The sequence below is a fragment of the Streptomyces sp. BHT-5-2 genome (genome assembly GCF_019774615.1).
Taxonomy (GTDB): Bacteria; Actinomycetota; Actinomycetes; order Streptomycetales; family Streptomycetaceae; genus Streptomyces.
This window is the reverse complement of sequence record NZ_CP081497.1, coordinates 2,631,763-2,654,309: the sequence shown is the minus strand read 5'-3', so window position 1 is coordinate 2,654,309 and position 22,547 is coordinate 2,631,763. Positions and strand designations below refer to the sequence as shown.

Here is a 22,547-nt window from a genome sequence, read left to right as displayed (position 1 = left end):
GCCGACAACTGAGGTGACACAAATTTGTGTTATCTCAGTTGCCTGTGTCATGGTGAGGCCATGGATGACCGCACCCTGGCCTATACCGACCGCATGGCAGCCTTCTACGCTCGCGAATACGGCTTCCCGCCGGTCGCCGGGCGCGTGCTGGGCTACCTGTTGGTCTGTCAGCCGCCGCAACAGACGATCGCGCAGCTCGCCGGAGGACTGCTGGCCAGCCGTAGTGCGATCGTCGGGGCCGTCGACCTGCTGGCCGGCCATCACGCGGTGCGGCGCACCCGTTCGGCCGGGCAGCGCGCCGACTACATCGGTCTCGACCCGCGTGCGCTGGAGCCGTCCGGCTTCGAGGGCGCGACCTATCGGCAGCAGGCGGAACTGGCCCGCGAGGCGCTGCGACTGCTGGACGAGGGGGACACTCAACGGCGCTCGATCATCGAGGAGGCCGCGGCCTTCTACGACTTCATGGCCGAGCGCATGCCCCAGCTCCTGGACGAATGGCACGCCCAGCGCGTCCGACCGCGCGAGCGCGATTAACCCCTGAACCGCACCTCCACGGACGACGAGAGGTCCCACATCGATGTCTACGCTTACGATTCCGGCCGGCGATACCCACCTGCACGCCGTCGACGCCTCCGGCGGCGCCCCTCCCCTGGTCTTCGTCAACGGCGGCTTCGCCACGCTGCGTTGTTGGGACCGCGTCATCCAGCGCCTGGCCGACGCGCACCGTACGGTCCGGTACGACGCCCGGGCCCGCGGCAAGTCGGGCAGGTCGGCCGACTACTCGTTCCGGGCGACCGTGGACGACGTCGGCCGGGTGATGGCCGCGACCGGCGTCGAGCGCCCGGTACTGGTCGGCTGGTCGCACGGCGCGACCACCGCGGTCCGCTACGCAGCACAGCACCCGGGCGAGATCAGCGGTCTGGTGCTCGTCGACGGCGGCTTCCCGATCTCGATGTTCGACGACGCCGGCAAACAGCGAGTGCGCACGCAGTTCCGCCGACTCGGCCCGCTGATGCGGCTCGCTGCACTCCTGGGCCGTTCCGCCCGCATGACGCCGGCTCAGGCCGCCGACGTGGTCATCGAGCTGGATGAGGTCAACGGCACCCTCGAAGCGGACTTCGCGACGCTGACCTGCCCCGCGGCGTTCGTTCTCGGCACCGGCGGCCACTCCGGCGCTTCGGCCCAGGAGATGGCCACGCTGCGCGCCTCCGCGGCCACGGCCGAGCAGGCCGGACGCTACGTGTCGACCTTCACGACGGCGCCCGCCAACCACGTCCGGATCCTCGCTCAGTCGCCGGACCTCATCGCCTCGGCCATCGCAAGCGTCGTCGAGCAGACGGCGGGCACAGGACGCCTTTGCGCGTGATGCCAGGTACCCACCGCTCGGTTCCCAGGCCGGAGTCGTGGGCACTGCCCCGCCGGGCGATGACCGGCTTGATGCCCTTCGCCCAGACCTGTCGGCGGTAGCAGTCCTGGTCGTAGCCGCGGATGGGCGGAATCGCCGCTGACAGCGGCACGAGCTGGGTGACGTCGTTGCGGTTGCCGCCGGCGAGGGGCACGGTCAACGGGATGCCGATGGCTTCGCGGATCACGTGGTGTGTGGAGCCCGGACGTCCTCGGTCGACCGGGCTCCGTCCGGTTTTGGGCCGCCCTTGGACGCCCGGATGCGGGTCGATGTCAGCGCGGCAGGGTTGGCTGCAGCGGTTCGCTTCTCGACCACAACTCGTCGTCGACCAGCCAGGGTTGAGGATTGCGCTCGCTCACCGCCAAGTGTCCGCCGAACTCATCCTGAGGCAATGGCTACCGGAGTTGCGTGAGGAGTGCAGTGCAGTCGGCTCACACCGGTGGTTGCGGGTCGTACTGGATGCCGCGTCGCACCTCACGCGCGCGCTCCGGCGATGCCAGTCGGGCAACCAGGTGCAGTGCCATGTCGATGCCGGCGGAGATCCCCGCGGAGGTGACCACGTCGCCCTCGTCGACGAACCGCTCGTCGGCCCGCACGTCGATGGTCGGGTCGAGCTCCGCGAGCCGGTCCAACGACGCCCAGTGTGTGGTGGCCGCTCGCCCTGCCAGCAGCCCGGCCGCCGCGAAGACCAGTGAGCCGGTGCAGACACTCGTCATCAGCGGAACCGATCGCCGCTGGGACCGGACCCATTCCAGGTGGGTTTCGTCAGCGAGCTGAGGACGAGTGCCTCGGCCGCCGGGATGGAGCAGCACATCCAGGGCCGGCATGTCGGCGGTCGCGTGATGAGCCTGGATGGTGAGCCCCTTCGCGCAGGTCACGGGCTTGCCGTCGGCGGAGAAACAGAACACCTGCCATCCGTCCTCGGCGAAGTTGCGTGTCCAGTACGACAGGACCTCCCATGGACCGACGGCATCGAGCTCCTCGACGTCGGGGAACAGCAGGATCCCGATCTTCCGTGCGTCTTCGCTGATCATGCCGCGATCCAATCAGACCCCCTCCCGTCCGGCGCCCCCGCGGTGCCTTGCGGCACTCCCCTGCCTGTCGTCGCCGATACTGGTGCCGACATCGGTGCCGGTACCGGTCTCATTCGGCGAGTGCGCTGAGGCGTGCCAGTGCCCGTGTCGCTGCCGCGTCGCTCGCGGGTAGCAACGGCAGTCGGACCGCCGGTGTCGGAATGCGCCCCTGAGCTGCCAGTACTGCCTTGACCACCGCCGGATTGGGTTCGGAGAAGACGGCCTGGGCCAGTGCCGTCAGCCGGTGGCCGAGGGGTCGGGCGTGCGCCAGGTTCCCCTTGTCCCAGTCATCGAGCAGTTCGACGAAGGACGCGGTGGCCAGGTGGGCCGAGGCGAGAATCCCGCCGGCCGCCCCGAGGCCGAGCAGCGGGACGAGGAAGGCGTCCTCCCCGGCCAGTACGGCGACGCCAGGGGGAAGGTCGCCCAACAGCTCGACGGTGTCCTGGTCCAGCACCGAGCCCGTCGCGAGCTTGGCCCCGACGATCCCGGGCATCCGGCACAGTCGGCGCAGGGTGCCTCCGCCGAGTGCCTGGCCGGTCCGGTGCGGGATGTGGTAGATCACCAGCGGTACCGGGCTCCGCTCCGCGAGGTGGGCGAAGTGTGCGAGCACACCGTCCTCCGAGGGCCGGACGAACGGCGGTACGGGGACCAGCGCGGCGTCCGCGACGCCCGCCAGCTCGTCGAGCGCCGCGGCGCTCTGTCTGGTGTCGCTGCCCCCGGCGCCTACGATCAGTGTCGCCCGGTGTTCCCGGCACACCCGGGCGCAGACCTCGACCACCTGCCGCTTCTCGTTGGGCAGGAGCGTGGCCGGCTCCCCCGTGGTGCCGAGTGCGACCAGTCCGGCCGCGCCGTCCGCCAGCACCGAGTGGGCCAGTGATTCCAACGCGTCCAGCGCGACCGCCCCGTCCGCGGCGAACGGTGTCACCAGCGGTACGTAAATGCCTTGCAGTTCCATGTGTTCGAGCATGGCGAGCGGTACTCGACAGGTCCAGCGCGCATTCTCGATGGTGCTCGTAAGCTGAGCTGATGCTCGATGTCCGCCGTCTGCGTCTGCTCCGGGAACTCGCGCACCGGGGCACCATCGCCGCCGTTGCCGAGGCGCTCTCGTTCAGCCCGTCCGCGGTTTCCCAGCAACTGTCCGTGCTGGAGCGCGAGACCGGAGTGTCCTTGCTGAAGCGCACCGGCCGCCGGGTCGCGCTGACCCCGGCCGGGCAGAACCTGGTCCGGCACACCGAGGACCTGCTTGAGCGCCTGGAACGGGCGGATGCCGAACTGGCCGCCGTTCGCTCGGGGTTGGCCGGTCCGGTACGGATCGGTAGTTACCCGTCCGCGACCCGCGCGATCATTCCGGCCGCCTTGGCCGCGCTCGCCCGCGAACATCCCGCGCTGGAGGCGAGAGTGATCGACGTCGATCCGGCCGGTGTGGCCGCCGCGTTGCGAGCCGGGGAACTCGACCTGGCCCTGGTGCACGAGTACGACTTCGTCCCGGCCGAGCCGCAGCCCGGCCTGACCGGAGAGGAGTTGTTCACCGAACCGATGTACCTGGCCGCCCGCGCACCGGGCTCGTTGGCCGAACACGTCACCAGCCCGTGGATCACGGCGCCGCCCGGCAGGCTCTGCCGCACCATGACGATGCGAGCCTGCCAGGCAGCCGGCTTCACCCCTCATGTACGGCACGAGGTCGACGACTTCGAGACCGTCCTGGCTCTGGTCGCCCTCGGCCAGGGCGTCGCTCTCGTTCCCCACCTCGGCGCCACCGCCCCACCAGCGGGCCTCAGCCTCACCCGGCTCGCGATGTCCCGCCGCACCCGCACCGTCCACCGCGCGGGCGCGGACAACCATCCGGCCGTCGCCACCGTCACCGCTGCCCTCCGCATGACCCTCCCGCCAGAACTCGGGTGAGGGTGCCGGGCCGTAAAGGCGGCGGGTTCAGGACAGGAGGTCGAGGGTCGTTCCGGTTCCGGTGGCCTCGGCCCGCTGGTAGGCCGGCCAGCTCAGAGCCAGGTCTTGCCAGGGCAGACCGACCGGGGCGTAGACGGTGATCTCCTGACTGTGGGAGCGGGCGGGGGCGTCACCGCGGATCACCTCGCCCAGGCAGGCCGCGGCCGTGGTGCCGGGCAGGCCGGCGTTGGCGAGGGCGCCGTGCGCCGCGACGAGGGCGACGTCGTCGACGATCAGCCGGGCACGGGTGAGGGCTTCGGGGGCGAGTTCCTGCTTGCCGGGCTCGTCGGCCCCGAGCGTGGTCAGATGCTGACCTGGCCTCAGATCGCCGGCGTGGAGTACGGGTTGGCGCGACCAGGTGGCCAGCAGCACGACATCCGCCTCGGCGGCGACCTGCCCGGGTGTGGCCGCCACGGTACCGCCGTGCCGCTCGGCGAAGTCGGCCGCGCGCCGCTCATCGGTGTCGTGGACGACCAGGCGGCTCCACGAGCGCAGCGTGCGCAGTCCCTGGAGGGTCAGTTCGGCCTGTGCTCCGGCGCCGATCACGCCGATCGTGTGGTCACCGTCGCCGACCGGTCCGGCGATCAGGTCGGTGGCCAGGGCTGCGGCGAGGCCGGTGCGCCAGGCGGTGACGGTGGCCGAGTCGAGGAGCGCCAGCAGGGCGCCGTCCCGGCCGCTGTGCAGACAGATCACACCCCGCAACGCCGGGGCGGCGCCGGGGAACTTCGCATTGACCTTGACTGTGTAGGCGTCGGTGCCGGGCAGCAGCCCGGGCAGCAGGGCCGTGGCGGTGCCGGGGAAGGGAAGCTCGGTGCGTACCCGCCGGCCCGATACCGTGCCGTGCGGGGCTGTCGCGAAGCCCTGCCGGAGTGCCTGGATGCAGTCGTGGGGGTTGAGCAACTCCAGGAGATCGGTGCGGGTCAGGATCCGGGTCATGGCGTGAGGGTTTCACAGATGGCCCGGCGGTCGGCGCCGAACGTCGAGCTTCGCTGCCGGGACTGCCTGCGGCCGAGCGACCGAGCGGCCGGGGAGACTGGCATGCTTCAGGGATGCCTCTACAACTCCCGTTTCAGCTCATCACCTTGACGACAGATCACTTGCTCCTGCGTCCCCCGAGCGTGGCCGAGAGTCCCGCAGTCCTGGAACTCGGCCTCGACTCGGACGTGCGCATGTGGAACCCCCGCTGTCAGATCACCGACGATGCCTCCGCGATCGAGGACTGCCTGGCCGGCGCCGACTGGTCGGACGGCAGCCATGCGACGTTCTCCATCGTGTACAGGCCCGTGCACGGGCACGGCCCCGGCGGGCGCTACGCCGGGAACATCTCCCTGCACGGCATCGACCAAGTCAACGCACAGGCCAAAGTGGGGTACCGCATAGCCCGCTGGACCCGTGGTCAGGGTGTCGCCACGGCCGCCGTCCGCTGCGTCGTCGGCTGGGCCCTGAGCGAGCTGGGACTCAGCCGCGTCGTCCTGACGCACGGTGTGGAGAACACCGCCTCGTGCAGGGTGGCGCAGAAGGCCGGGTTCGACCTCGAAGGCACCTTGCGCATGGCCAAGCGGTTCGGCGACGGACGGCTGCACGACGAGCATCTCCATGCCCTCGTCGCGCAACCTGGCACCGCCGGCCGGCAGCTGACGTCCGACCGTTCAGGTCCATGACGCGCCGGAACGTCTCATAGGACCTGGTGGGCTACTGGCGGCGGTGTCGGCGGCATGGCTCCGAGATCGGCGCGCCGGCCGATGCCAGCATGTAGCGCTCACGCAGCCGCTGGTTGGGAGCCGCCCGTGATGGATTCGAACGAAGTAGACGAAGCAGAGCCCGTACACACCGTCAGCGTGCTGTCGGTGGAGCGCCGGCCCGGATGTCCCTTCGACCCGCCCGAGGAGCTGATCCGTGCGCATCGGCACGGTCCCATCAGCCGGTGCCTCTTTCCCGGTGGACGCCAGGGCTGGCTGGTCACCGGCTATGACCTGGTCCGGTCGGTGCTGGCCGATTCACGGTTCGTGTGCAGCCGGGAGCTCACACTCGGTTCGTACGTGGACATCAGCGATGTCGAGATTCCTCCGGCGGCACCCGGCGAGTTCACTTTCATGGACGAGTCGGAGCACAGCCGGTACCGGAAGCTGCTGGCAGGTCAGTTCACGGTGCGGCGGATGCGTATGCTCACCGAGCGCGTCGAGCAGGTCACCGCCGACCATTTGGACTTCATGGAGAAGGCCGGGCCGCCGACGGACCTGGTGACGGCGTTCGCCGAGCCCGTACCCGCGATCATGCTCTGCGAGCTGCTGGGGGTGCCGTACGAGGACCGGGGCTCCTTCAAGGAGCAGGCCGCAGCGCTCTTCAACGGGGATGCGAGTGCGGAGGAGCAGCTGGCCGGCTACATCGCGCTCCGGGAGTACCTCGCGCAGCTGGTGGCCGCCAAGCGCGCCCACCGCACCGACGACGTGCTCGGCGATCTGGCCGACAGCGAGCTGACCGACGAGGAGTTGACCGGAGCCAGCTTTCTTCTGCTGGCAGCCGGGCTCGACACCACCTCGAACATGCTGGCGTTCGGCACCTTTGCCCTGCTGAGCCACCCCGGGCAGTGGGCCGCGCTGCACGCCGATCCCACGATCGCCGACAAGGCGGTCGAGGAACTGATGCGGTATCTCTCCGTTGCCAAGACCTTCGTGAGAATCGCGTCGGAGGACATCGAACTGGGCGGCCAGACCATCGCGGCCGGTACCACGGTCATCCCGTCGCTCCACACCGCCAACCGCGACCCCGAGCGCTTCCCCCGACCCGACACGCTCGACATCGAGCGGCCGGCCGTCGGACATCTGGGTTTCGGCCACGGCAGACACCAGTGCCCGGGTCAGCAGCTGGCCCGCGTGGTGATGCGGGTCGCTTTCCCCGCACTGGTGAACCGCTTTCCCACGCTGCGTCTGGACGTACCGCCCGAGGAGATCGTCCTGCACTCCGAGTCCGCGGACGTCTTCGGGGTGCACAGCCTCCCGGTCGCCTGGGACGTGTGACCTTCTCCACCGGCCTCGGCCCTTGCGCCTGCGGGTGTTCCGCTCGTCGGCGCTGTCTGGGCGGCCGTTGGGAGGCGTGCGGCGGCCCGACCTCGGTCGGGCCCGCCGCACGCGTGCCTGGCGTCGTCAGTTGCCCGAGGGCACCTGGGGGCGGTTCGGCTCGGCGGGGTGGGGATCCTGATCGCCGTGGTGGCTCCGGTCGCCGGCGGGGAGGCCCTCCCGCCGCGCGAGTCGGCGGTGGAGCATGGGGGCGCTGGTGACGGCGAGGAGGAGGGCGATGGCGCCGGCGGCGATGGCGACGGCGAAGCCCCAGCGGGTGCCGTGGGCGTCGACGACGACTCCCGAGACCGCGGCGCCGAGTGCGACGCCGCTCTGCAGGCCGGCGATCATCCACGTCATGGCCTCGGTGAGCTGGTGCTCGGGGGTGGTGCGCTCGACGATGCCCATGATCACCACCATCGTCGGGGCGAAGAAGACTCCGGCGACGAAGACCACGGCGGCCATGCCCGCGATGTTGCCGACGAGCAGGAAGGGCAGGGTGGTCAGGGCGGTTCCGGTCACGCCCACGACCAGCAGTCGCGGGAGCGGGATGCGTGGTTTCAGGGCTCCGAAGGCGAGGCCGGAGATGCCGGAGCCGAGGGCGTAGACGGCGAAGACGAGGCCGGAGAGCGCCTTGTTGCCCTGCTGTTCGGCGAAGGCCAGGCCCATGGTGTCGACCATGCCGGCGATGGCGCCTCCGAAGAGGAGGGTGAGGGCGAGCATGAGTACGGGGGCGGAGAAGACCACGGGTGCGCCGCTGGTCGTCTCGGTGCGCGGCTTGACGGGGGGTTCGGTGCGCTTCTGCGGTACGAACAGTGCGACGCCGACGGCCAGCAGGACGGCCGCGGCGATGGGCGCGGCCTGGGGGAACAGTGCCGTGGACAGTGTCACCGCCAGTGCGGGGCTGATGACGTAGGTCAGTTCATCGACCACGGACTCCATGGAGTAGGCCGTGTTCAGCTGTGGGCGTCCGCGGTAGATCTCCGTCCATCGTGCGCGCACCATCGCGCCCATGCTGGGCATCAGGCCGGACAGCAGGGCGAAGACGAAGAGGGTCCAGGTGGGGGCGCCGGTGGTGGCGCAGAGGAGTAGGGCGCCCAGTGCGATCACGCTGATTCCGGTGGCGACCGGTAGTACGCGGCCCTGCCCGCGGCGGTCGACGATCCGGGAGACCTGTGGTCCGAGGAAGGCCATGGAGAAGGTGAAGGTGCCCGCCACCAGGCCGGCCAGGGCGTACTGGCCGGTCGTCTCGGAGAGCATCGTCAGGATGCCCATGTGGGTCATGGGCAGGGGAAGTCGGGCGAGGAGGCCGGCGGCGCTGAACGCTTTCGCGCCGGGGGCGGAGAAGATTTCGCTGTAGGGGTTTGCCATGGTTCGTCCAGTGGTTGGGGTGATCCCGTGCGGGCGGTGGCAACAGTCAGGGGCGTTCCTGCCGCCGCGTGCCGTGCGTGAGGGCACCGAGCGGGCGGCGAACAACAACTGGGACTATAGTCCCAGTTTCTTGGACGGGGAAGCCGGACCGGTGGCGACGACGTGCCGACGGGCCGGGTTATGGTGCTGGCGCCCATCCCCAGTCAGGAGAGTCGCCGACATGTCGATCCCCGACGAGCCCATCACCGACGGACGCAAGGCCAAGGGCGCTCGCCGACGGCGGGCCCTGCTGGAGGCCGCGGTGCGGGTGGTCGCCCGGGACGGCGCCGCCGGCGCCACCCATCGAACGGTCGCCCAGGAAGCCGGCCTGCCCACCACGGCGACCACCTACTACTTCGAGAGCATCGACGCGCTGCTGACCGCGGCTCTCACCAGCTGCATGGACGCCGACTCCGCGTGCATCCGGGAGCTGATCGAGGCGCCCCCGGCCGCCGACGGCACCGACAAGATCCGGGGACTGGCACTGTTCATGGCCGACCAGCTCGCCGACCGGGCGCACCTCCTGGCCGAGTTCGAGCTGTGCCTGCGCGCGGCCCGGCGCCCGGAACTCCGTGACGCCACCGGCCGTTGGACGGCCACGCTCGCCGACTTCGCCCGGCTCTTCACCGACGACCGGCTCCGGATCACCCTCTTCACCCACGCCTACGACGGCCTGCTGCTGAAGGCACTGCTCGGCGACGGGCCCACGGCGGTCGCGGACTTCGAGGCCATGCTGCGCGAACTCCTCCCCACCGAATAGCGAGGGAGTCCCTTGGTTCACAAGGCTCCAAAGCGTGATCGGCAATGAATTGCAACATTTCTGACCGATTAGGCTCGTAATCCGTGGAATCCCGAGGGTAAGGTTGATCGTAGAACAGCCCGGGACGGACACCCCTGGGTCAGACGGATGCAGTCGTACGCAGGGGGTCGACCTTGTCCAGCCAGAGGGAACCGAGAGCGGGCCACGGGCCGGGAACGGTCCGTGAGCCGGGAAAGATCCGCGTCCTCGTCGCCGATGCGCACGCGGCCGCCCGCGCCGGATTCTGCCTGCTCGTCTCCTCCGCTCCCGACATGGAGGTGGTCGGCGACGCCGCCGACGGGGAGTCCGTCGTGGCACTGGCGCGCAGCACCGCGCCTGATGTCGTGCTCATGGACACCCATCTGCGCGAGCCCGACGGTCTGGAGGCGACCCGGCAGATCACCGGCGATCCGGCGCTGCGGGACGTCCGGGTGCTGATGCTGACCATTCACGACGACGAGGACCACCTCTTCAAGTCGCTGGCGATGGGCGCGGCCGGCTTCCTGCCCGTCGACACCCAGCCCGCGCAGCTGCTGGAGGGCATTCGCGCGACCGCCGCGGGCGCCTCGTTCCTCAATCCGTGGCACACCCGGAAGGTCATCGAGCGGTACGTTCCCCGCCTGTCCGACGGCTCCACCATCGATCGCCCGGCGCTCGCGGAGCTGAGCGACCGGGAGCGCGAGGTACTCGCCCTCATCGGCGAGGGGCTCACCAACTCCGAGATCGCGCAGCGGCTGAGCCTCAGCCCGCTGACCGCCAAGACCTATGTCAGCCGCATCATGGCCAAGCTCGGTGCCCGTGACCGGGTGCAGCTGGCGCTGGTGGCGGTCGAGAGCGGGCTCGCCGCACATGCCTGTGTGCCGGTGGCCCCCTGAACCTCCGCCAGGGGGCCACCGGGCTCACGGCGCCACCGGTTGTTCCTGCGGCGCGGTGGCGTCCAGGGCGAGCAGGTCCTGCACCGCGGAGCGGATGATGTGCACCGCCTCCTCGACGCGGTCCCGGTGCGTCCGGTGCGAGACGATGCAGGCCCGGATGATGAAGTGGCCGTCCAGCAGGGTGCTGGAGAGGAAGACGCGCTTGGAGTCGTTGATCCGTTCCAGGAGCCGGCGGTTGAAGGCGTCCGGGTCGCCGCGCTCGGGCAGGTAGCGGAAGGGCACGGCGGTGAGGTCCGGGTCCAGGGGCACCTCGAAGCCCGGGGTCGTGCGCAGCTCGTCGTAGAGGTAGCGGGCCAGCTCCAGCTTCTCCTCCAGTGCCTCTCGGAACGCGGCCAGTCCGTGGTGTTTCACCGGGAGCCAGAGGCGCAGTCCGCGGAAGTCGCGGGACAGCTCCATGCCGTACTCCGATGCGCTGGGGATCTGTTCGTCCAGGCCGTCGGTGTCCTGGAGGTAGTCGGCCTCCACGTGGTGGGCCGCGCGCAGCCGGGATCCCTCGCGCACGATCAGCGCACCGGTGCCGTACGGGATGAAGAACGCCTTGTGCGGGTCGAGCGTGATCGAGTCGGCCGACTCGATGCCCTGGAACAGCCGTCGGCCGTACTCGGTCATGCGGAACGGGCCTCCGTAGGCCGCGTCCACGTGGAACCACATGTCGTGGGCCCGGGCCACCTCGCCGATGCGCGCCATGGGGTCGACGGAGCCGGTGTTGGTGGTGCCGGCCGAGGCGGTGACCATGAAGGGCCGCAGGCCCGCCGCCCGGTCCGCCTCGATCATGGCGGTCAGCGCGTCCGCGTCCATCCGCAGGCGTTCGTCCGTCGGCACCAGGCGGATGCGCTCCCGGGGGAAGCCGGCGAGGTAGGCGGCCTTGGCGCAGGAGGCGTGCGACTGCTCGGAGGTGTAGAGCACACCGGTGGCGAAGTCCTCGCCCAGCTTCGCCTTTCGGGCGGTTATGACGGCGGAGAAGTTCGCCATCGATCCGCCGGAGGTGAGTACTCCCCGGGCCTCGGGCGGATAGTCGAACAGGTCGCAGAGCCAGCGGAGCACGGTCGCCTCGATCTGGGCCAGCGCGGGGGCTTTCGCGGCCAGGCTGACGTATCGGTTGAAGCCGGCCGCGAGGAAGTCGGCGAGCGCCGACACATAGAGTCCGCCGCCCGGAATGTAGGCCATGAAACCGGGGCCCGAGTTGTTGACCGCCTTCTGCGAGCCGACCGCGACGGTGTTGAGCAGACCCTCGAAGGAGGTGCCGTTTTCCGGTGCCGCCTCGCGGAGTTCTTCGGCCAACTCCAACGCGCCTTCAAGGTCTTTCGCGGGCGCCTCGGGGAGGTCGTTGACGAACTGCTCGACGACGAGCATCGCCGCCTCGCTCATGGCGCGCATCTCGGAGCCACTGGGTTCCAACGGGTATTCACGCATGCCCCGCATCGTAGCGACGCGAATGCGTCCGGCCGCCCCGGAGAAAGTCCACAAAGACGCAGCTCAGAAGGGCACGAGCGGCAGTGTCAACTTTGGGTGTACAGGAACCTCGGCAACGCTCGTGCAACTGTCTCCCCAGGGTGACACGAGGGGCGAAAGTGTATCCCCGGGGAGTATCCGGAATTGCTGGCCGGGGAGGGATGCGGCGCCCCGCCGCCCGGAAATAGCCTTTGGTTGTCGATCGGGCCGCGACTGCTTTCCTGCCGTTTCAACTTTCCCGACGTTTCAGTGAGCGCATGTGAATTCCCGTGCGCCCGGCCCGATTCCTTTCTTCTTCACCGATACCGGAGTGAATTCATGAGCACTGCCACCGGCATGCCCGCCGCCGTCCTGTCCCGGGCCATCTCCGACGAGGACCGGCTCGATGCGCAGGAGATTCTGGAGCGCGCCCGCAAGGCCGCACCCGTGCTGCGGGAACGCGCCGAAGAGATCGAGCAGAATCGGCAGTTGCCGCGTGACGTGGTGGAAATCCTGCGCGACACCGGTGTGTTCCGGATAGCGGCGCCCGCTTCCTGGGGCGGTCCGGAGATGACGTCCGTTCAGCAGACCGAGGTCATCGAGGCCATCGCCACCGGAGACGCCTCGGCCGCCTGGTGCGCGATGATCGGCTCCGACTCCGGGATCTTCTCCGGCTACCTCGACGACACGGTGGCCCGCGCCCTCTTCCCCCGCCTGGACACCATCACGGCGGGCTTCGTGAACCCCACCGGGCGGGCCGAGCGGGTCCCCGGCGGCTTCCGGGTCAGCGGCAAGTGGCACTTCGGCAGCGGTATGACCCACAGCGACCTGCTGCTCGCCGGCTGCGTGGTGCACCGCGACGGGGCGCCGGAGGCGGCCCCCGACGGCGACGGGGTCCACTGGCGGATCGTGATCGCCCGCCGCGAGGACTTCACCGTCCACGACAGCTGGTACACCACCGGCCTTGCCGGCAGCGGCAGTTGCGACTACTCCACCGAGGACCTGTTCGTACCGGAGGAGCACGCCTTCAGCCTGCTGGAGCCGCGCCGCGCCGGGACCCTGCACGCGGGGCCGGACGCCATCCTCCGCACCATGCCGGGGGTTCCGCTCGGCGTCGCCCGGGCCGCCCTCGACCACGTCCGCGATCTCGCGGCCACGCGCACCGACAAGGCCACCGGCACCCCGTGGTCCGCGCACTACCGCTTCACCACCGCGATCGCCGAGGCGGAGGCGGACCTCGCCGCGGCCCGCTACGCGGTGTACACGAGCCTGGCGGAGCAGTGGGCCCGGCTGGAGCGCGGCGAGCAGCCGACGCCGGACGAGCGGGTGGCCACCGCGCTGGCGCGCTACAAGGCGTTCGAGGTCGCCCGGTCGATCGTCAACCGGCTCTACACCCTCGTGGGCGGATCGGCCATCTACCGCAAGCGGTCGCCGATGGACCGCTGGCTGCGGGACGTCAGCACCATGAGCCAGCACGTGGACGCCGGGGTGCAGAACCTCAAGGCGGCCGGAGAGCTGCTGCTGGGCGGCCAGATCCCGCAGAAGACCCTGCTGTGGTGACCGGCGGGCGCGCGGCTCGACCGACGCCCGGCCCGGGCCGGCGGAACCACCGCCGCCACGACATCAACATCAACGACATTCACGGCACCCATGACATCCATGACATCCATGAGGAGATGCGAACCCCGTCATGACGGACACCACCACGCTCACCGCCCCCATGAGCCACGAAGCCACCACCGCCCCCGCCACGACCATCGCGCCGGCGCAGTTCCGCGCCCTGATGTCGACGTTCCCGACCGGCGTCGCCGTCGTCACCACCGGCGGCCCCGAGGGCACGCCCCGCGGTCTGACCGTCTCCTCGGTCAGCAGCGTCTCGCTCGACCCGCCGACCCTGCTGGTCTGCCTGAACCGCAGCAGCCGGACGCTGGAGAGCGTGCTGGAGCGGGGCGCCTTCGCGGTCAACCTGCTGCACGCCGGGGCCCGTTCGGCCGCCACGCTGTTCGCCTCCGGTGACCCGGACCGCTTCGACGCCGTGGAGTGGGCCAACTCCGCGGAGTTCGGCGGCCCGCACCTGGTGCGCGACGCGCACGCCGTCGCGGACTGCCGGGTCTCCCGCACCCTGCGCGTCGGCGACCACGAGGTGATCTTCGGCGAGATCTTCCGCGTCCAACAGGACCGCCCCGAGGACGCCGACCCGCTGCTCTACGGGATGCGCACCTTCGCCTCCTGGCCCGCCGCCGCGGCCTGACCCGCCCGGCCGCCGTCGTCTCCCACCCCTCCCGGCCCTCCCGCAAGGAACGCCACGATGTCCTCCGCACTCCATGACGCCCGCGCCGACGCCCCGCCGGCGGCGCCGGGCGGCCGTCGGACCCGTCTGACCCTCGCCCTTCTGGCATTCGCCCACCTGATCATCGGCCTCGACTACAACATCGTGTTCGTGGCGCTCCCCGGGATCGCCGCCGACGTCGACTTCACGGCCCAGACCTTGCAGTGGGTGGTCAGCGGTTACACGGTGGCCTTCGGTGGCTTCCTGCTGCTCGGCGGGAGGGCCTGCGATCTCTTCGGCAGGCGCCGGATGTTCACCCTCGGCCTCGTGCTGTACGCGGTCTCCTCGCTCGCCGGCGCGCTCGCCACCACGCCCGGGCTGCTCGTGGCCGCCCGGGCCGGGCAGGGTGTCGGCGGCGCCTTCCTCACTCCGGCCACCCTCTCCCTGGTCACCTCCCTCTTCGCCGAGGGCCCAGAACGCAACCGGGCGCTGTCCGTCTGGGGCGGGGCGGCCGGGTGCGGGATGGTGCTCGGCTCGCTGCTGGGCGGGGTGCTCACCGAGGCGTTCGGCTGGGAGGCCGTCTTCCTCGTCAACGTCCCGCTCGCCGCCCTCGGCATCGCGCTGGCCGTTCCGCTGATCCCGGCCGACGGGGCCCTCCGACGCGGCGGGGTGTTCGCCGAGTTCGACCTGTACGGCACCCTGACCGGCACCGCGGGGGCCACCCTCCTCGTGCTGGCGCTCGTCCAGGGGCCGGAGTCCGGCTGGGCCTCCCCCACCGTCCTGATCAGCGGTGCCGCGGCGATCGTGCTCCTGCTGGCCTTCCTGGCGATCGAGCGGCGGGGCCGGAACCCGCTGATGCCCCTGCGGCTGTTCCGCAACCGCAACCTCAGCACCGGCACCGCCGTCACCTTCACGTTCATGGCCACCTTCGGGGTGCTGGCGTACTTCCTCACCCTCTACTTCCAGAACGTGCACGGCTTCAGCGCCATGCAGACCGGCATCGCCTTCGTCGTCCCCTGCGCGGGGGTCCTCGTCGGTACGGCCGTCGGCGGTCGGCTGGCCACCCGCTTCGGGATGCGCGCCACCCTCGTCGGCAGCCTCGTCCTGGGTGTCGGCGGAACGGTCGCCTTCGCCCTGTCGCTCTCCCCCAACGCCTCCTTCACCGCGATCCTGCCGGGCCTGAGCCTGCTCAGCCTGGCCCAGGGCGTCGTCTACACGACGATGTACGCGGCGGCGATGACCGGCGTGGACGAGGGCGACCAGGGCATCGCGTCCGGTATCGCCAGCACCGGTGAGCAGGTCGGCAGCGCCGTCGGCCTGGCCGTCCTCGTCGCCCTCGCCAACGCCGGCACCCGCGGACTCACCGGCGAGGAGCTGCGCACCGCCACCAGCGACGGGGTGCGCGCGGCGGTGCTCGCGGCGGCCGCAGGTATGGTCCTGATGATCCTGATCTGCGCCAACTTCCGGAACAGCCGCCGCGTGCCCGACACCGAAGGGCCCGCCGGGGCGACACCCGCCGGGGCAGCTCAACCGGAAACCGTCCGGACTGCTCGTTGAGCATCCGCCCATGAGCACCCGCCCATGAGCATCCACCCAGGGGGAGACAGCATGACCGTGGCCGCATCCGGACGACCGGCGGACGCACCCGACCGCAGCCATGTGCCGGACAGCCCGGTGCCCGAGGGAGGCGCCCTGAAACAACGGCACCTCACCCTCATGGCTTTGGGCGGCGCGGTGGGCACCGGCCTCTTCCTCGGCTGTGCGCAGACCATCCACAGCGCCGGCCCGGCCGCGGTCTTCTCCTACGCGCTCGCGGGTCTGCTGGTGATCCTGGTCATGCGGATGCTGGGCGAGATGGTCGTCACCCGCCCGATGTCCGGCTCCTTCGCCGACTACGCGCGCCTGGCCCTCGGTGACTGGGCGGGGTTCACCATCGGCTGGCTCTACTGGTACGCGTTCGTCGCCATCGTCGCCATCGAGGCCATCGCGGGCGGCCGGATCGTGCACGACTGGCTGCCCGCGGTGCCGGACTGGGCGGTCAGCGTGCTGCTGCTCACCGCGATGGCCGTGGTGAACCTCGTCTCCGCCGGCTCGTTCGGCAGCGTCGAGTTCTGGCTGGCGATCGTCAAGATCGCCGCGATCCTGGGGTTCCTGGCCCTGGGCGCCGCGTATGTCTGCGGCTTCTGGCCCGGCGACGGCAGCCCGCACCTCAGTCACTTCGTGGATCACGGGGGCCTGCTCCCCAACGGTCCCGGTGCCGCCCTGGCCGCGACGGTGGTCGTCATCTTCGCGTTCGGCGGCACCGAGATCGTCACCATCGCCGCGGCCGAGAGCCCCGACCCGGGCACGGCCGTCACCAAAGCCACCCGTCAGGTGTTCTGGCGAGTGCTCCTCTTCTTCCTGGGCTCGATCTTCCTCGTGGTGGCGATCGTGCCGTGGGACACCCTGGTGGGCCCGGAGAGCCCCTACGCCGTCGCCATGACGCGGATGGGCATCCCGTTCGCCGGAACCGTCATGACCGCGGTCATCCTCGCGGCCCTGCTCTCGGTGCTCAACTCCACCCTCTACGCCTCGTCGCGCATGCTCACCACCCTGTGCCGACACGGGGAAGCGCCGCGCAGCCTCGCGCACACCAACCGCCGCGGCACCCCCACCCGGGCCATCCTCCTCGGCACGGTCATGGGCTACGCGTCCATCGGCGCCCAAGTCCTCCAACCGGAGCGGACGTTCGGCTTCCTCCTCGACTCCACCGGAGCCGTGCTGATCTTCCTCTACATCACGATCGCCGTCTCCCAACTACGCCTCCGCGCCCGCGCCGAACGCACCGAACCCCACCGCCTGACCTTCCGCATGTGGGCCTACCCCTACCTCACCTGGCTGACCATCGCCGCCCTCCTGGCCATCCTGCTCTCCATGGCCCTCCTCCCCACCACCCGCCCCCAACTCCTCCTGAGCCTGACGAGCCTGGCAACCGTACTGGCGGCCTACGGGGCCCGCCGCTGGGTGCGCCGCCTCCGCGCAGCACACACCACCTGAGGCGCCGTACACGTTGGGGCACACGACCGCCCAGGCTTTCCCGGCCACGGGGCTCGGCGGCGGGTCCGGGGCGGTTTCCCCGCCGGCGTCGTGGCTGCCGGGCGAACCCTGGCGGACCACTTGGCGGTGACCGATGAAGGCATCTGGCCAGGACTTCCCGAGCCTGGAGGCCGCATCCCGGGCCCTGCCGGCGCGAAGTTCTCCGCAGCCATGGCGTCCTCACTGGCACCGACTTGGCCGCGACCCTGCTCGATGCGCATGGCATCGCCGCCTTGCCCGGCGGGGCCTTCGGCGAACCCGACACGACGCGGACCGCTGTTCGTGATCTGCCTCTGCGATGAATACCGGCCTGTCGGCCGGCTGATGACAACCCCCTGGCCATCACTGTGTTCATCCCAACGGGCTCCTGGTTTCCCGTAGTGCCCCCGAGGAGGTGGCGCTGCCCTTCGGATTCGCTCGGGCGATGCCGGCGATGACGTGGGTCTACTACGGGAGATGCCCGGCGCTGGCCGGCCGGTCAGCGTGGTGTCATCCAGGGATGGGCGCATTAGATGGACGTTTGCGGCCTTCCTATGATTTGGGCATGAATCTCCGCCGATGGCTCCGCTGGGACGACCCGCAGCGGCAGATGCAACGCTCTCTCTCGGCCCTGGCTCCGGGCCGAGCCCTGGACCGGGACGGGCGTCATGTCGAGGCTGAGGCCAAGGCTCGGTCCGTCGCCGCGGCCCGGTCTCGTCGTCGTGACAACGTGGGTGCGGCGCTGGCGTTAAACCTGGCTGCGAGAGCCATGAACTCCCAAGGGCGCCACGCCGAGGCTCTCACTGAGTTCGATGCAGTGCTGCCAGTCTTCGTCGAAGCCTTCGGCGCCGACGGCCCAGACACTTTGAACCTGCGCGTGCAGCGCGCCCATGCACTGGCCTTGGTCGCCCGGTATACCGAATCCGAGGCGGAGTGCGCAGCCGTCGCCCACATCGCGGACCGTAGCTCAGGCACGGCGATGACGCTCCTGGCCGGTACCGCCCGTCACGGCCTGATCTACGCTCTCAACGGGCAGGAACGATATGCGCAAGCCGAGGCTCTCGCCTCCGAAACGCTTGCGTCCCGCACCCTCGCGTACGGGCCCCTGGCCGACCCCCGCGTCACGGGTCCGCTCCTCGCCGTCCTGCGGCTCGGCCTGGCGAGCAGCCTGAACGGCCAGGGACGCCACGAAGAGGCTCTCGCCGAGGTGAGGCGTGCCGACGAACTGCGCCGGGACCTGTCCGACGGGCCGGGACACCCCGGGAACGGTGCGAGCGGGCTGATCGAGGCCACAGCCCTTCTGGGGCTGGGCCGCAAGAGCGACGCCCGTGCCCGAGCCGTGGCTGCTCACGACGAGGCCCTGGCAGCCTTCGGCACTCAGCATTTTCGCGTCGCGGAGGCCCGGGCACTGCTCGCCCGCATCGACGACGGCGACGACCACGGGGGCGGGGCCTGACGGCTCCGTGCGGCCGCGATGTCCCACCTCCGCGCTGATGTTGTCCCTCTGCGGAGCGCTGCTGCAGCCGGGCAGTCGAGCCAGTCGGCGAAGCACCTTGCCAAGCCCTGGCTTCAGGACTTCCAGGCTTCAGGGAAGCAGACGAAGAACGGTCTTCGGGACCGGCTCCACCATCGATTCGCTCCGGTGCCGATGGAAGGCTGCGGCGAGAGCGCAGGCGAGTCCTTGGGGCTGACCAAACCAGACTGTGGGAAAGATCAGTTGCGCGTGCAGTGGGCTCGGCCGTGGCCCCACTGCGCCAGCCGCGGGCCACCTCGCAGAGGGTGGCGGACGGGGCGGCTGACGCGGGGCGTCGTGCTGCGCGGGGAGTTACGCCGAGACACTCCGTGTGCTGGTCGTCGTAGTGTCCGAACCCCCGTAGGTGACCGAGGGGATGCAGGCGAGGGCCACGAGGACCATGGTGGCGAGGTAGATCGTTTTCTTCATGTGAGCATGAGAACACCTCCCTTGTGGATCAACCTAATTGATCATTCAGGTGTCGAGTCGGTGGGGCTCTCCGATACGACACGCTGTTCCGAACCCCGGATACTCGCCAGTGCATCGAGGCTCTTTCTCTTCTCCTCCGGGTCGTGGAGTTGCGTCGCGAGGGTGACTGCCGCCTCCAGATGGGCGGTTCCGGTACGGAGGTTGCCCAGGCCGGTCTCGGCGAGGCCCAGGCATCGCATGGCCTGGGCTTGCTCGTGTGCCGCCCCGATGGTGTTGGCGAGATCGAGTGCGCCGCGGTGGTGGACGACTGCCTCGTTGTTGCGTCCGGCAGCCCGGAATGCCTCACCGATCCCATGGAGTGCCAGACACTCGTTCCTTCGGTCGCCCAGTTGCCGGAAGGAGAACAGTGCCTGGCGGTAGAGGTCCAGTGCCTTGTCCAGGTCGCCGGGGAGCTCCAGGGCGGAGGCGAGGGTCAGTTGGATGACGGCCTGGTCCGACCGGCTTCCGCTGGCCATGCTGATGTCGAGGGAGCGTTGCAGGGTGCGGAGGGCGGAGTCGCGGTCTCCGAGGGCGAGGTGGAGGTCCGACAGGTTGTTCAGTGCTCGTGACTCCTCCTGGGAGTCGCCCACTTCGCGGAATCCCTTGAGGGCGGCCTCGAAGTTCTCCTTGGACGACTCGTGCTGGCCGAGGAACAGGTGAGTGATCCCGAGGTTGTTCTGCGACCGCGCGATCTGGAAGCGGTCACCGAGGTCCTTGCGCAGTTCCAATACCGTGTGCTGCATCCGGAGCGCCGCTTCGAGCTGCCCTCGGTGCCAGTGGATCACTCCGAGGAGATGGATCGCCTCGACTTCGGCCGCGGTGTCTCCGGTGCTGCGTGCCAACACCACGGCCTGTTCTGCGCATTCGACGGCCTGTGGGTACTGTGCGGAGTGCGACAGCGTGGAGCCCCGGTCGATCAACGCCCGGGCCTCCGGCTGGGGTTCCTCCGTAGTGCGCCAGTACTCCACCGCGTACTGGTGCATCCGCTCCCCCTCTGTCCAGTAGCCCTCGCCGTCCAGGAATCCCGCCAGGGCGTGGGCGAGCCTGGCGGCCGTTCGCGGGTGTCCATGGGTCCGCGCATGGCGTTCGGCGGCGACCAGGGCCGTGCGCTCGGCCGCCAGCCAGCTCTTGGCCTCTTGGACGCTGGACCAGCGGGGAAGCGGTGACGGTTCCGCGGAGTGCCGGATGCCGAGGCGGTGCCGGCGCGGATAGATCAGTCGATCGGCGTGGTCCACCGCGTGCAGGTAGAAGTCGACGAGGCGGGTGACGGAGCGGGCGCGCTGGTCGGGGGTGTCCTCCGTGCGGGCGAGCGTGAGGGCGTATTCGCCGAGCAGGTCGTGGAAACGGAACCGGTCCGGTGCGGGCTCCTGGAGGAGGTGCGAGTCGAGCAGTGCTTCCAGGACACGTTCGGTCTTGTGCAGTGGCAGGCCGGTGAGGGCGGTGGCGGCGTGGAGGCCGAATTCCTGGCTGAGGTGGAGGCTGAGTGCGCGGAAGGCGGACTGCTGTGCCGCGGTGAGCGCGACGTAGGACATCTCGAAGGTGCGGGCGATCTCCTCGTAGGAGTCGTGGAATTCGGCGAGTCGGCCCTCTCCGCGGGACAGTCGTTGGATCAGGTGAGCGGTCGTCCATGAAGGCCGGGAGGCCAGACGGCCGGCGGCCAGTTCGAGAGCGAGGGGCAGCTGCCCGCACAGGCGCACGATCGTCGCGACGTCATGGGGGTCGTTGGCGCGTTCCGCTCCGACCAGCCGGACGAAGAGTGCGGTGGCGTCGTCGAGGGGTAGCACGTCGAGCACGATGGAGCGGATGCCGGGCAGCCCGGAAAGCCGCCGGCGGCTGGTGATGATGATCAGCGAGGGTGAGTTTCCGGGCAGCAGCGGGCGCACCTGCTCGGGGCTGTGGACATCGTCCAGAATGATCAGGGCGCGGCGGGTGCTCAGCATGGTCCGCCACAGTGAGCTGAGCTCCTCCAGTCCCTGTGGGATGCCGGAGGCCGGGACGCCCAGGATGCGCAGGAGTGCGACGAGCGCGGCTTGCGGGGTGAGGGGTTCGGCACCGGGTGAGTGTGCCCGTAGATCGAGCATCAGTTGTCCGTCCGGGAAGTCCTTGCCGAGTTGGCGTGCCGCGTGCAGGGCCAGCAGGGACTTTCCGACGCCGCCCATTCCGCTGATTGCCTGCAACGCGATGACACGCCCCTGCGAGGAGGGTGTGAGGAGCAGTGCCATCTCGGCTTCGCGGCCGACGAGTTCGGCGTGGCTGGGGAGGTTGTTGGGCACGGGTCGGGCGGCCGTGGGACGCCGGCCGGTGAAGAGGTCGTCGACGGGTGCGTGTCGCAGGATGAGCTGGTGGAGGCGTGTCAGGCTCTCTCCGGGGTCGGTGCCGAGCTCGTTGCGCAGCCGGCGGCGGGCTGCCTCGTAGGCGCGCAGGGCGTCTGCCTGGCGTCCGCAGCCGTAACTGGCCACCATCAGATGTCCGACGAGGGTCTCGTCGGTCGGGTGGTGTTCGACCAGGGTGGTCAGTTCGGCTACGAGTTCGGCGAAGTGGCCCCTGCGCATCTCGATGTCGATGCGGTTCAAAGTGGCCGCGAGGCGTTGCTCGCCGAGGGCCGCTCGTGTGCTGTCCGCCCACCATCCCCTCAGTCCGGCGAGTGCTTCGCCTCGCCAGGTGGCGTCCGCTTCCTTCAGCAGGGCGAGGGCCCGCTCGTCGTCGCCGCTGTCCGTCAGTGCCCGGGCCTGCGCCGCGAGGTGTTGGAAGCGGTGGTAGTCGACGCGCTCCGGTTCGACGTCGAGCGTGTAGGTGTGGGTGTGTTGTATGAGGTGGTCCAGGCCGTCCGGGCCGCGCAGTCGCCGGCGGATCCGCGCGGCGTAGGCGTGCAGGCTGACGCGTGGCTTGGATGGTGGGTCGTCGTCCCATAAGTGGTGGGCGAGAGCGTCGAGGCTGACCGGTTGACCTGCGTCGATCGCCAAAGCGGCGAGGACCAGGCGTTCCTTCGCGGAGCCGAGCCGGTCGCGGTGCTCGTGCGCCCGCAGTTCCACCGAGCCCAGTATGAGGATGTCGAAGTCCACCAGCGCCCCCCTATCGCCGGTCGCTCCCCGCTCACCGAAGACCAAAGGATGACATGGTGTCAGCTGAGCCGCCAGGTCGCCTCGTGCGTTGGCTGGTAATCGCTCCAGCGTTCCATCTCGCCTACGGAACG

General features: G+C 70.1%; 18 protein-coding genes and 1 pseudogene. 12 read left to right on the top strand and 7 right to left on the bottom strand.

The genetic code is table 11. The annotated features are described in order from the left end of the window. Positions 1-60: 60 nt before the first annotated feature. On the top strand, positions 61-534 hold the full coding sequence (locus K2224_RS39405; protein ID WP_221911873.1) for a GbsR/MarR family transcriptional regulator: 474 nt from the start codon (positions 61-63) through the stop codon (positions 532-534). Between the two features lie 43 nt (positions 535-577). Next, positions 578-1,366 carry an alpha/beta fold hydrolase gene (locus K2224_RS39400; protein WP_221911872.1) on the top strand — a complete coding sequence of 263 codons (789 nt, stop codon included), beginning with the start codon at positions 578-580 and terminating at the stop codon, positions 1,364-1,366. Here K2224_RS39400 and K2224_RS39395 read toward each other — a convergent pair. The 3 genes and pseudogenes from K2224_RS39395 to K2224_RS39385 all read right to left on the bottom strand — a co-directional run. Continuing rightward, a pseudogene (locus K2224_RS39395) lies at positions 1,305-1,655 on the bottom strand (IS5/IS1182 family transposase); the annotation flags it as partial. The gene K2224_RS39400 and the pseudogene K2224_RS39395 overlap by 62 nt on opposite strands. A 181-nt stretch (positions 1,656-1,836) precedes the next feature. Then, positions 1,837-2,439: a DJ-1/PfpI family protein gene (locus tag K2224_RS39390; RefSeq protein WP_221912285.1), complete on the bottom strand. Its 603-nt coding sequence runs from the start codon at positions 2,437-2,439 to the stop codon at positions 1,837-1,839. 109 nt (positions 2,440-2,548) lie between these two features. Continuing rightward, the gene (locus K2224_RS39385) at positions 2,549-3,433 is read right to left on the bottom strand and encodes a 4-hydroxy-tetrahydrodipicolinate synthase (protein ID WP_260693851.1); all 885 of its coding nucleotides are present in this window, start codon (positions 3,431-3,433) and stop codon (positions 2,549-2,551) included. Positions 3,434-3,504: 71 nt separating this feature from the next. Here K2224_RS39385 and K2224_RS39380 point away from each other — a divergent pair, with 71 nt between their 5' ends. Continuing rightward, entirely contained in the window at positions 3,505-4,380 is an 876-nt protein-coding gene (locus tag K2224_RS39380) for a LysR family transcriptional regulator (RefSeq protein ID WP_221911870.1), read from the top strand. A 27-nt stretch (positions 4,381-4,407) separates the two neighbouring features. Here K2224_RS39380 and K2224_RS39375 read toward each other — a convergent pair whose 3' ends face one another. After that, positions 4,408-5,355: an ornithine cyclodeaminase family protein gene (locus K2224_RS39375; RefSeq protein ID WP_221911869.1), complete on the bottom strand. Its 948-nt coding sequence runs from the start codon at positions 5,353-5,355 to the stop codon at positions 4,408-4,410. A gap of 113 nt (positions 5,356-5,468) precedes the next feature. Here K2224_RS39375 and K2224_RS39370 point away from each other — a divergent pair, with 113 nt between their 5' ends. Next, complete coding sequence (locus tag K2224_RS39370; protein ID WP_260693850.1) at positions 5,469-6,080, top strand: GNAT family N-acetyltransferase; 612 nt, start codon at positions 5,469-5,471, stop codon at positions 6,078-6,080. A gap of 129 nt (positions 6,081-6,209) precedes the next feature. Further along, positions 6,210-7,436, top strand: a complete 1,227-nt coding sequence (locus K2224_RS39365) for a cytochrome P450 (RefSeq protein WP_221911867.1) — start codon at positions 6,210-6,212, stop codon at positions 7,434-7,436. A gap of 126 nt (positions 7,437-7,562) precedes the next feature. Here the strand turns inward: K2224_RS39365 and K2224_RS39360 are convergent, their stop codons facing one another. Continuing rightward, positions 7,563-8,846 carry an MFS transporter gene (locus K2224_RS39360; protein WP_221911866.1) on the bottom strand — a complete coding sequence of 428 codons (1,284 nt, stop codon included), beginning with the start codon at positions 8,844-8,846 and terminating at the stop codon, positions 7,563-7,565. A gap of 220 nt (positions 8,847-9,066) precedes the next feature. On the opposite strand from K2224_RS39360, the gene K2224_RS39355 reads away from it, so the two are divergent. Both K2224_RS39355 and K2224_RS39350 read left to right on the top strand, forming a co-directional pair. Then, complete coding sequence (locus K2224_RS39355) at positions 9,067-9,645, top strand: TetR/AcrR family transcriptional regulator (protein ID WP_221911865.1); 579 nt, start codon at positions 9,067-9,069, stop codon at positions 9,643-9,645. A gap of 236 nt (positions 9,646-9,881) precedes the next feature. Further along, positions 9,882-10,559: a response regulator transcription factor gene (locus K2224_RS39350; protein ID WP_221912283.1), complete on the top strand. Its 678-nt coding sequence runs from the start codon at positions 9,882-9,884 to the stop codon at positions 10,557-10,559. Positions 10,560-10,583: 24 nt separating this feature from the next. On the opposite strand, the gene K2224_RS39345 is transcribed toward K2224_RS39350, so the two are convergent. Next, positions 10,584-12,032: an aminotransferase class V-fold PLP-dependent enzyme gene (locus tag K2224_RS39345; RefSeq protein ID WP_221911864.1), complete on the bottom strand. Its 1,449-nt coding sequence runs from the start codon at positions 12,030-12,032 to the stop codon at positions 10,584-10,586. A 357-nt stretch (positions 12,033-12,389) separates the two neighbouring features. Here K2224_RS39345 and K2224_RS39340 point away from each other — a divergent pair, with 357 nt between their 5' ends. The 5 genes from K2224_RS39340 to K2224_RS39320 all read left to right on the top strand — a co-directional run bounded on the left by K2224_RS39340 (position 12,390) and on the right by K2224_RS39320 (position 18,829). Continuing rightward, on the top strand, positions 12,390-13,610 hold the full coding sequence (locus K2224_RS39340; RefSeq protein ID WP_260693849.1) for an acyl-CoA dehydrogenase family protein: 1,221 nt from the start codon (positions 12,390-12,392) through the stop codon (positions 13,608-13,610). A 130-nt stretch (positions 13,611-13,740) separates the two neighbouring features. Then, on the top strand, positions 13,741-14,301 hold the full coding sequence (locus K2224_RS39335) for a flavin reductase family protein (RefSeq protein WP_260693847.1): 561 nt from the start codon (positions 13,741-13,743) through the stop codon (positions 14,299-14,301). A gap of 57 nt (positions 14,302-14,358) precedes the next feature. Then, positions 14,359-15,876, top strand: coding sequence for an MFS transporter (locus K2224_RS39330; RefSeq protein WP_221911863.1), 1,518 nt, complete (start codon positions 14,359-14,361; stop codon positions 15,874-15,876). Between the two features lie 51 nt (positions 15,877-15,927). Then, on the top strand, positions 15,928-17,355 hold the full coding sequence (locus K2224_RS39325) for an amino acid permease (RefSeq protein WP_221911862.1): 1,428 nt from the start codon (positions 15,928-15,930) through the stop codon (positions 17,353-17,355). A 583-nt stretch (positions 17,356-17,938) separates the two neighbouring features. Beyond that, a complete protein-coding gene (locus tag K2224_RS39320) occupies positions 17,939-18,829 on the top strand; it encodes a tetratricopeptide repeat protein (protein WP_260693846.1) in 891 nt (296 codons plus the stop codon). 527 nt (positions 18,830-19,356) lie between these two features. Here K2224_RS39320 and K2224_RS39315 read toward each other — a convergent pair. Continuing rightward, positions 19,357-22,416: a BTAD domain-containing putative transcriptional regulator gene (locus K2224_RS39315; protein ID WP_221911861.1), complete on the bottom strand. Its 3,060-nt coding sequence runs from the start codon at positions 22,414-22,416 to the stop codon at positions 19,357-19,359. Positions 22,417-22,547 lie beyond the last annotated feature (131 nt).

What these genes read in the sequence shown, in the direction of transcription:
- K2224_RS39330 (WP_221911863.1), top strand. Translation starts at nt 14,359, where the DNA reads ATGTCCTCCGCACTCCATGACGCCCGCGCCGACGCCCCGCCGGCGGCG.
- K2224_RS39345 (WP_221911864.1), bottom strand. Translation starts at nt 12,032, where the DNA reads ATGCGTGAATACCCGTTGGAACCCAGTGGCTCCGAGATGCGCGCCATG.
- K2224_RS39320 (WP_260693846.1), top strand. Translation starts at nt 17,939, where the DNA reads ATGAATCTCCGCCGATGGCTCCGCTGGGACGACCCGCAGCGGCAGATG.
- K2224_RS39380 (WP_221911870.1), top strand. Translation starts at nt 3,505, where the DNA reads ATGCTCGATGTCCGCCGTCTGCGTCTGCTCCGGGAACTCGCGCACCGG.
- K2224_RS39370 (WP_260693850.1), top strand. Translation starts at nt 5,469, where the DNA reads ATGCCTCTACAACTCCCGTTTCAGCTCATCACCTTGACGACAGATCAC.
- K2224_RS39375 (WP_221911869.1), bottom strand. Translation starts at nt 5,355, where the DNA reads ATGACCCGGATCCTGACCCGCACCGATCTCCTGGAGTTGCTCAACCCC.
- K2224_RS39335 (WP_260693847.1), top strand. Translation starts at nt 13,741, where the DNA reads ATGACGGACACCACCACGCTCACCGCCCCCATGAGCCACGAAGCCACC.
- K2224_RS39325 (WP_221911862.1), top strand. Translation starts at nt 15,928, where the DNA reads ATGACCGTGGCCGCATCCGGACGACCGGCGGACGCACCCGACCGCAGC.
- K2224_RS39340 (WP_260693849.1), top strand. Translation starts at nt 12,390, where the DNA reads ATGAGCACTGCCACCGGCATGCCCGCCGCCGTCCTGTCCCGGGCCATC.
- K2224_RS39405 (WP_221911873.1), top strand. Translation starts at nt 61, where the DNA reads ATGGATGACCGCACCCTGGCCTATACCGACCGCATGGCAGCCTTCTAC.
- K2224_RS39390 (WP_221912285.1), bottom strand. Translation starts at nt 2,439, where the DNA reads ATGATCAGCGAAGACGCACGGAAGATCGGGATCCTGCTGTTCCCCGAC.
- K2224_RS39385 (WP_260693851.1), bottom strand. Translation starts at nt 3,433, where the DNA reads ATGGAACTGCAAGGCATTTACGTACCGCTGGTGACACCGTTCGCCGCG.
- K2224_RS39355 (WP_221911865.1), top strand. Translation starts at nt 9,067, where the DNA reads ATGTCGATCCCCGACGAGCCCATCACCGACGGACGCAAGGCCAAGGGC.
- K2224_RS39400 (WP_221911872.1), top strand. Translation starts at nt 578, where the DNA reads ATGTCTACGCTTACGATTCCGGCCGGCGATACCCACCTGCACGCCGTC.
- K2224_RS39365 (WP_221911867.1), top strand. Translation starts at nt 6,210, where the DNA reads ATGGATTCGAACGAAGTAGACGAAGCAGAGCCCGTACACACCGTCAGC.
- K2224_RS39360 (WP_221911866.1), bottom strand. Translation starts at nt 8,846, where the DNA reads ATGGCAAACCCCTACAGCGAAATCTTCTCCGCCCCCGGCGCGAAAGCG.